Source organism: Pseudomonas sp. CJQ_9, assembly GCF_043106615.1.
In the GTDB taxonomy this organism is placed as follows: domain Bacteria; phylum Pseudomonadota; class Gammaproteobacteria; order Pseudomonadales; family Pseudomonadaceae; genus Aquipseudomonas; species Aquipseudomonas juntendi.
On the sequence record NZ_JBICMS010000080.1, the window covers coordinates 1 to 8738 of the forward strand.

General features: G+C 65.3%; 6 protein-coding genes. 2 read left to right on the forward strand and 4 right to left on the reverse strand.

Annotation, left to right across the window (positions count from 1 at the left end):
• Positions 1-221: 221 nt before the first annotated feature.
• Positions 222-1895 carry a GspE/PulE family protein gene (locus ACF8SD_RS15730; RefSeq protein ID WP_392484685.1) on the forward strand — a complete coding sequence of 558 codons (1674 nt, stop codon included), beginning with the start codon at positions 222-224 and terminating at the stop codon, positions 1893-1895.
• 86 nt (positions 1896-1981) lie between these two features.
• Positions 1982-2296, forward strand: a complete 315-nt coding sequence (locus tag ACF8SD_RS15735; protein ID WP_009684128.1) for a DUF2388 domain-containing protein — start codon at positions 1982-1984, stop codon at positions 2294-2296.
• Between the two features lie 45 nt (positions 2297-2341).
• Here ACF8SD_RS15735 and gcvP read toward each other — a convergent pair whose 3' ends face one another.
• The 4 genes from gcvP to ACF8SD_RS15755 form a co-directional block, all read right to left on the reverse strand.
• The gene (gcvP, locus tag ACF8SD_RS15740) at positions 2342-5215 is read right to left on the reverse strand and encodes an aminomethyl-transferring glycine dehydrogenase (RefSeq protein ID WP_392484686.1); all 2874 of its coding nucleotides are present in this window, start codon (positions 5213-5215) and stop codon (positions 2342-2344) included.
• Between the two features lie 193 nt (positions 5216-5408).
• Positions 5409-5792, reverse strand: coding sequence for a glycine cleavage system protein GcvH (gcvH, locus tag ACF8SD_RS15745; RefSeq protein ID WP_173891502.1), 384 nt, complete (start codon positions 5790-5792; stop codon positions 5409-5411).
• Between the two features lie 51 nt (positions 5793-5843).
• The gene (gene gcvT / locus ACF8SD_RS15750) at positions 5844-6926 is read right to left on the reverse strand and encodes a glycine cleavage system aminomethyltransferase GcvT (RefSeq protein ID WP_392484687.1); all 1083 of its coding nucleotides are present in this window, start codon (positions 6924-6926) and stop codon (positions 5844-5846) included.
• Between the two features lie 124 nt (positions 6927-7050).
• The gene (locus ACF8SD_RS15755) at positions 7051-8673 is read right to left on the reverse strand and encodes an iron ABC transporter permease (RefSeq protein WP_173891504.1); all 1623 of its coding nucleotides are present in this window, start codon (positions 8671-8673) and stop codon (positions 7051-7053) included.
• Positions 8674-8738 lie beyond the last annotated feature (65 nt).

An 8738-nucleotide genomic window follows, 5' to 3' on the forward strand; every position in this document is an offset into this window, starting at 1 on the left:
GGCGCTGAACTCAAGAAATGCGCGATCCCCTGTGGGAGCGGGCGTGCCCGCGAAGGGCCGCAAAGCGGCCCCAAATTACCTAACTGACAGGCATTAGCCTATAGCCTCGCGCAATACCTCTGCACCCTAGGTGTAAAATCCCGAAACCCTTCCCCGGTGATGCCCGCGCTCCGCCCGGCTAGCCTGACCGGCACATTCCCGAACAGGCACGGACGCCCAGCATGCATAGCCCCCACACAAACACTCTCGACCTTGAACGCGTGCTCGCCGCCCTGGTCGCCGACCAGCACTTGCACGCCAACGACACCCAGCACGTGCTCGATCACGCCGCCGCGCACCCCGCTTGCCATCCGCTCGAACAGATCGCCGCCTGCAGCCTGGACCACCGCCAACAGCCTGGCCAGCAGCTGGACCTTGAGCACCTTTGCCAATGGCTGGCCCGCAAGGTCGGCCAGCCTTACCTGCGCATCGACCCCATGCAGCTCGACCTGCCCCAAGTCAGCGGCCTGATCGCGCCGGCCTTCGCCCAGCGCCACGGCATCCTCATCGTCGCAGCCGACGCCCTCGGCGTTACCGTCGCCAGTGCCGAGCCCTACCAGAACGACTGGCAGGCCGACCTGGCCCGCAGCCTGGGCCGGCCGATTCGTCGGGTGCTGGCCAGCCCGTTGCAGATCCGCCAGGCAGGGCAGTCGTTCCAGCACCTCGCCCAGTCGGTAAAAGGCGCGCAATACCAGCAGGCCGCCGGCCTGGGCGAACTCGAGCAACTGCTGGAACTGGGCAAGCGCCAGGCCGAAGCCAGCGCCGACGACGCGCACATCGTGCACATCGTCGACTGGTTGCTGCAGTACGCTATCGAACAACGTGCCAGCGACATTCACCTGGAACCCCGCCGCGATCAGGGCCAGTTGCGCTACCGCATCGACGGCCTGCTGCATAACGTGTACGCCTTTCCTGCCGGCGTGACCTTGGCACTGGTCAGCCGCCTCAAGCACCTGGGGCGCATGGATGTGGCGCAAAAGCGCCGGCCGCAGGACGGCCGCCTGCACAGCCGCCTGCCCGGCGGCGGTGAGGTCGAGCTACGGTTGTCGACCCTGCCAACCGCCTACGGCGAAAAGCTGGTGCTGCGCCTGTTCGACCCGCAGCAACTGCACGAGGGCTTCGACCGCCTCGGCCTGCAAGGCCAGCAACTGGCCCAGTGGCAGCGCCTGTTGGCCAAGCGCCAGGGCATCATCCTGGTGACCGGCCCCACCGGCTCCGGCAAGACCAGCACGCTGTATACCAGCCTCAAGCTATTGGCCACGCCACAGGTCAACCTGTGCACCATCGAAGACCCCATCGAGCGCCTGGAGCCGGCGTTCAACCAGTTGCAGGTGCAGCCCGCCCTGGACCTTGGTTTTGCCGCCGGGGTACGCGCCCTGCTGCGTCAGGACCCGGACATCATCATGATCGGCGAAATTCGCGACCGCGAAACGGCCCTGGTGGCGGTACAGGCCGCCCTGACCGGGCATTTGGTGCTGTCTACCCTGCACACCAACGATGCCTGCGCGGCCATCACCCGCCTGCAGGAACTGGGCGTGGCCGACTACCTGATCAAGGCGACGCTGGTCGGCGTCATGGCCCAGCGCCTGGTACGCACCCTGTGCCCGGACTGCCAAGCGAATACCTGCGCCCACTGCCGTACCTGCCGAGGCACCGGCTTTCATGGCCGCACCGGTTTATTTGAACTGCTCGAGCCCAGCGACCAGCTGCGCGCGCTGATCGGCCGGGATGCCGACCTGACCATTCTGCGGCAACAGGCCCGGGCCGATGGCCTGGTGGATCTTCGCCGTTGTGGCGAGGCCAAGGTGACCACTGGGCAGACCTGCATGCATGAGGTATTGCGCGTGTGCGGCTGACGAAAAGCCCCGGCATTCAGGAACTTGCCCCATTGGAAAAGATCCAACGGCGCATCTTCAACCCCCACCCTTCGAGGTGTTTCAACATGCGTCTCAAAACTGCCGTTGCCGCCGCTGCCCTGCTCTCGCTGCCTATGGGCTCGGCCATGGCTGATACCTTTTGGCGTAACGTGATTTCTTCCGGGGCAACGACTGGTTCGACCTACCTGACGTCGCGGGACCACAAGCTTGTCCTCGCCGCGCAGGACGACGCCAGCAGCTTCGTTGCCAGCGAAGGTGCGATTCGTGGGCCGTTCCTGGAAGCCGCCATGCACCAGGCACGGGCCGAGAACCCGGGGCTGCAGGCCTCGGACATGGAGCTGGCCAATGCCATCCTGGCCAAGAATGCGGTAGCCGAGTAAAACCCCGGGGCGCGCGCTGCGCGCCCAATCGGTCACCCTGCGCTTTCAGCGATAAGCCTCCACCGGCACACAGGCACAGAACAGGTTGCGGTCCCCATACACGTTGTCGACCCGGTTAACCGCCGGCCAGTATTTGTGTTGGCGCACATGCGCAGCCGGTGCCACCGCCTGCTCCAGGCTGTAGGGCCTGTCCCATATGCCCAAGACATCGGCCAAGGTATGCGGCGCATGCCTGAGCGGGCTGTTCTCTGCCGGCCACTTGCCATCCTGAACGTCCGATATCTCCGCGCGAATTGCCAGCATCGCTTCGATAAAGCGGTCCAGCTCGGCCTTGGACTCACTTTCGGTCGGTTCCACCATCAGCGTACCCGGCACCGGGAACGACATGGTCGGTGCATGGAAGCCGTAGTCCATCAGGCGCTTCGCCACGTCCTCCTCGCTGATGCCCGTCAGCGCCTTCAACGGCCGCAGGTCGAGTATGCACTCATGCGCCACGCGCTGGTTACGCCCGCGGTAGAGCACCGGGAAGGCCCCAGCCAGCTGGCTGGCCAGGTAGTTGGCAGAGAGGATCGCCACCTCGCTGGCGTCAGCCAGTTGCGGGCCCATCATGGCAATGTACATCCAGCTGATCGGCAGAATGCTGGCGCTGCCCCAGGGCGCAGCGCTGACCGCACTGTTGTTCGGATCCAGGCCGGGGACCGGTACCACCGGGTGGCTGGCGACGAAGGGTTGCAGATGAGCGCGAACACCGATCGGCCCCATGCCCGGACCACCGCCGCCGTGGGGGATGCAGAAGGTCTTGTGCAGGTTCAGGTGCGACACATCGGCCCCAATGTCGGCAGGGCGCGCCAACCCCACCTGGGCATTGAGGTTGGCGCCGTCCATGTACACCTGGCCGCCGTGCTGGTGCACCACGTCACAGATTTCGCGAATGCCCTCTTCGTACACGCCGTGGGTGGAGGGGTAGGTGATCATCAGGCACGACAGGCGCTCACCGGCTGCACCGGCCTTGGCCTTGAGGTCTGCCAGGTCGACGTTGCCGCCCTGATCGCAATCGACAATCACCACCTCCATGCCGGCCATCTGTGCCGACGCCGGGTTGGTGCCGTGTGCCGATGACGGGATCAGGCACAAGGTACGCTGCGGTTGCTGGCGGCTGCGGTGGTAGCGGGTTATCGCCATCAGGCCAGCGTACTCACCCTGGGCCCCAGAGTTGGGCTGCATGCAGATGGCATCGAAGCCGGTAATGGTGCACAGCCAGCTTTCCAGCTCGTCGATCATCGCCTTGTACCCGACGGCCTGCCCCGCCGGGGCGAACGGGTGCAACTGAGCGAAAGCAGGCCAGGTGATCGGGATCATCTCGCTGGTAGCATTGAGCTTCATGGTGCAGGAGCCCAGCGGGATCATCGACTGGTTCAGCGCCAGGTCCTTGTTCTCCAGCTGCTTGAGGTAGCGCAGCATCTCGGTTTCGCTGTGGTGCAGGTTGAACACCGGGTGGACAAGGAACGGCGAATGCCGCACCAGGCTGGGCGGAATGCCTTCGGCCAGGGCCGACTGGTCAAGCGCGGCGATGTCCAGCCCGTGGTCCACCCCCACGAAAATGTCCAACAGGCGCAGCACTGTCTGCTCGTTGCAGGTTTCATCCAGGCTCACGCCCAGGTGGCCGCGGCCCAGTATGCGCAGGTTGATCTGTGCGGCTTCAGCGCTCTCGATGATGGCGGCCTGTGCGCCACCCACGTCGAGGGTAAGGGTGTCGAAGAAGTGCTGGTTGAGGCGCTTGATGCCTTTGGCCGCAAGGCCGGCCGCCAGTATCCCCGTCAGCCGGTGCACGCGCTGGGCAATGCGCTGCAGGCCTTGCGGGCCGTGGTAGACCGCGTAGAAGCCGGCGATGTTGGCCAGCAGCACCTGCGCCGTGCAGATGTTGGAGTTGGCCTTTTCACGGCGGATATGCTGCTCGCGGGTTTGCAGGGCCATGCGCAACGCGGTGTTGCCACGGGCATCACGCGACACGCCGATGATGCGCCCGGGCATGGCCCGCTTGTAGTCGTCGCGGCAGGCGAAATACGCCGCATGTGGCCCGCCGTAACCCATCGGTACACCAAAGCGCTGGCTAGAACCCAACACCACATCGGCGCCCAGCTCGCCGGGCGGCATGAGCAGTACGAGGCTGAGCAGGTCGGCAGCCACGCAGGCCAGGGCGTGCTGGCCATGCAAGTGCTCGATCAGAGGGCGCAGGTCGCGCACCTCGCCGTGGGTATCGGGGTACTGCAGCAATGCGCCGAATACCGCATGCGTGTTCAGGTTATCCACAGAATCGATGATCAGTTCGAAGCCGAAGCCTTCGGCGCGGGTCTTGAGCACTGACAGGGTCTGCGGGTGGCAGTGCTCATCGGCGAAGAATGCGTTGCTCTTGCTGCGCGCTACCCGCTTGGCCAGGGCCATGGCCTCGGCGGCGGCAGTCGCCTCGTCCAGCAGCGAGGCGTTGGCCAGGGCCAGCCCGGTCAGGTCGATGACCATCTGCTGGTAGTTCAGCAGCGCCTCCAGCCGGCCCTGGGCTATTTCGGGCTGGTAAGGCGTGTAGGCGGTGTACCAGCCGGGATTTTCCAGCACGTTGCGCAGGATCACCGTGGGGGTGATGGTGCCGTGGTAGCCCATGCCGATCAGGCTGGTCCATACCTGGTTTTGCGCGGCGTAACCCGCGAGTTTGGCCAAGGCCGCTTGCTCGTCGAGTGCCGGTGGCAGGTCGAGGGGGCGCTTCAGGCGGATGCCTGGCGGAACGGTTTGCTCGATCAGCTCGGCGCGGCTCGCCACGCCCAGAGCGTTGAGCATGGCCTGCTGCTCGGCGGCATCCGGGCCCAGGTGGCGACGCAGGAACGGGTTGAGCTCTTGCAGTTGATGCAGGGACGGCGACTGGGACATGACCACGCTCTCTTCCTGGAACAGCTCTCATGGAGACTACAAGTCTAGGAAGGGATTGCCGGTTGTGCGGGGAAACTTGTTTGCAGGTCCGGCCTCTTCGCGGCTAAAGCCGCTCCTACAAGGGGTCGCGCAAGACGCAGGGCCATGCAATACCTGTAGGAGCGGCTTTAGCCGCGAAGCAGGCGACGCGGTCTTATTCGCCGATCGCAGCCTTGTAACCGGCAGCATCCAGCAGCTTGTCCAGCTCGGCACCGTTGCTTGGCTTGAGCTTGAAGATCCACGCCCCGTAAGGCTCTTCGTTGAGCAGCTCCGGGCTGTCAGCCAGCTCTTCGTTCACCGCGATCACTTCGCCACCCACCGGGGCGTAGATGTCCGAAGCGGCCTTGACCGACTCGACCACGCCGGCAGCGTCGCCCGCGGCGAACACCTTGCCGACTTCGGCAAGCTCGACGAACACCACGTCACCCAGGGCTTGCTGGGCGTGGTCGCTGATGCCCACGGTAACGCTGCCGTCGGCTTCCAGGCGGGCCCACTCATGGCTTTCGGCGAAACGCAGGTCGGCGGGGATATTGCTCATGTCTTGAATTCCTCGATTGGCTCAGCGGTACGCCCGCCGGTAAATAATGGTTCAGATCAGGATCTTGCCATGGCGCACGAAGGTCGGTTTGACCACCCGCACCGGGTACCACTTGCCGCGAATTTCCACCTCGGCCCGGTCACCGGTGGCCATGGGCACGCGCGCCAAGGCAATGGACTTGCTCAGCGTAGGCGAGAAACTACCACTGGTGATCTCCCCTTCGCCAATACCGGCGACACGCACGACCTGATGGGCGCGCAGCACGCCGCGCTCTTCCAGTACCAGGCCGACCAGTTTTTCCTGCACACCGTGCTCGATTTCCGCCAACAGGGCAGCGCGGCCAATGAAGTCACGCTCGGCAGGCTCCCAGGCAATGCTCCAGCCCAGGTTGGAGGTAAGCGGGGTGTGCTGCTCGTCAATGTCCTGGCCGTACAGGTTCATGCCGGCTTCCAGGCGCAGGGTATCGCGCGCGCCAAGGCCGCTGGGGGCAATGCCGGCACCCACCAGTTCGTTGAAGAAGCCCACGGCCTGGTCGCCAGGGAAGATGATCTCGAGGCCGTCTTCACCGGTATACCCGGTGCGGGCAATGAACCAGTCGCCTTCGGCAAAGCCTTCGAACGGGCGCAGTTCGCGGATCAGCGCGGCACGCGCGGCGCTTAGCAGGGGCGCAACCTTTTCTCGGGCACGCGGGCCCTGGATGGCAAGGATGGCCAGGTCGGGACGGACCTTGAAGTCCACGGCAAAACCGTCACGCTGCTGCTGCAGCCAGCCGAGCACCTTGGCGCGGGTAGCGGCGTTGGTGACCAGGCGATAGCCATCTTGCGTGCGGTATACGATCAGGTCGTCGATCACTCCGCCCTGCGCCTGCAACAGCGGGCTGTATAGCGCTTTGCCGGTGTCGTCGAGGCGGGCCACATCGTTGGCCAGCAGACGCTGCAACCAGGCAGTGGCATCGCGACCATCGACATCGATCACGGTCATGTGGGAAACATCGAACACCCCGCAATCGCTGCGCACCTGATGGTGCTCCTCGACCTGCGAGCCATAGTGCAGGGGCATGTCCCAGCCACCGAAATCGACCGTCTTGGCGCCTAGCGCCAGGTGCAGGTCGTACAAAAGCGTGCGCTGTCCCATGGGTTTCTCCTTCCGGGCGTGGCGAAGCGGCGGCGGTCGATGACGTTGCGCGTCAGCTCTTGTTGTTTGACACCCGCCGCGCGAATGCCGCGCATTGTAGCCGCAAGCCCGCGCTCTGGCACCCTCAGTGACTGTGGCCGGGTCGACGGGCCGAACGGCGGATCAGGCCGATGACCGGCAACAGGCCCACCAGCACCAGCGTCAGGGCGGGCAATGACGCTCGCGCCCATTCGCCTTCACTGGTCATCTCGAAAACCCGCACCGCGAGCGTGTCCCAACCGAACGGCCGCATCAGCAAGGTGGCCGGCATTTCCTTGAGTACGTCGACAAACACCAACAAGGCCGCGCTGAGGGCGCCCGGCAGCAACAGCGGCAGGTAAACCTTGAGGAACAACCTGGCACCGCCGACACCCAGGCTGCGTGAAGCCTCGGGCAAAGAAGGCCGAATGCGCTCCAGGCTGCTTTCCAGTGGCCCGTAAGCCACGGCGATAAAGCGCACCAGGTAAGCCAGCAGCAAGGCCGACAGGCTGCCCAGCAGCAACGGTTTGCCGGCCCCGCCCAACCAGCCGGACAGCGGGATGACCAACTGGTTGTCCAGGTAGCTGAAGGCCAGCATGATCGACACCGCCAACACCGAACCGGGCAAGGCATAGCCCAGGTTGGCCAGGCCAACCCCGGCGCGTATGCCGGCGCTCGGCGCCTGGCGTCGGGCGAAGGCCAGCAGCAATGCCGCGCTCACGGTGAGCAGCGCGGCCATGGCGCCCAGGTACAAGGTGTGCGACACCAGGCCGACATAGCGCTCGTCCAGGTCATGCCGCCCGCGCTGCCAGAACCACACCAGCAGTTGCAGCAGCGGGATGACGAAGGCGCAGGCGAACACCAGCAGGCACCAGCCGCTGGCCAGCAACGCCTTCAGCCCGCGCAAGCGGTACAGCGCCTGCCCGCGTGGCCGCTCGTTGCCACTGCGGCTGGCGCCGCGGGCACGGCGCTCGCCGTACAGCACCAGCATCACCGCCAGCAGCAACAGGCTGGCCAGCTGGGCTGCGCTGGACAGGCTGAAAAACCCGTACCAGGTCTTGTAGATGGCTGTGGTGAAGGTGTCGAAATTGAACACCGCCACCGCGCCGAAATCGGCCAGGGTTTCCATCAGCGCCAGGGCGACACCGGCGCCGATCGCCGGCCGCGCCATGGGCAGCGCCACCCGCCAGAAGGCCTGCAAGGGTGATAACCCAAGTACCCGCGCAGCCTCCATCAAGCCTTTGCCCTGGGCCAGGAACGCCGTGCGCGCCAGCAGGTAGACATAGGGGTAGAACACCAGCACCAGCACGATGATGACCCCGCCGGTAGAGCGCACCCGGGGCAGGCGCATGGGGCCGAATAGCTCACGCAGTGCGGTCTGCACCGGGCCCGCGAAGTCCAGCAGGCCGACGAACACGAAAGCCAGCACATAGGCGGGTATGGCGAACGGCAACATCAGCGCCCAGTCCAGCCAACGCCGGCCGGGGAACTCACAGAGGCTGGTGAGCCAGGCCAGGCTGACGCCCAGCACGGTAACGCCGATGCCCACACCCACCACCAGCGCCAGGGTATTGCCCAGCAGGCGAGTCATCTGGGTATCGAGCAGGTGCGACCAGATCTGCACGTCTAGGGATTGCCACGACAGCAGCAGCACGCTGAGGGGCAGGAGTACCAGGGCAGCGATCAGCGATACCGGCAAGTACCAGCGGCGTTGGGGGGTGTGGGACAAGGTGAATGTCTCTATGGCTGGTTTGCGACCGCTTTGCGGTCGTTCGCGGGCTCGCCCGCTCCCAC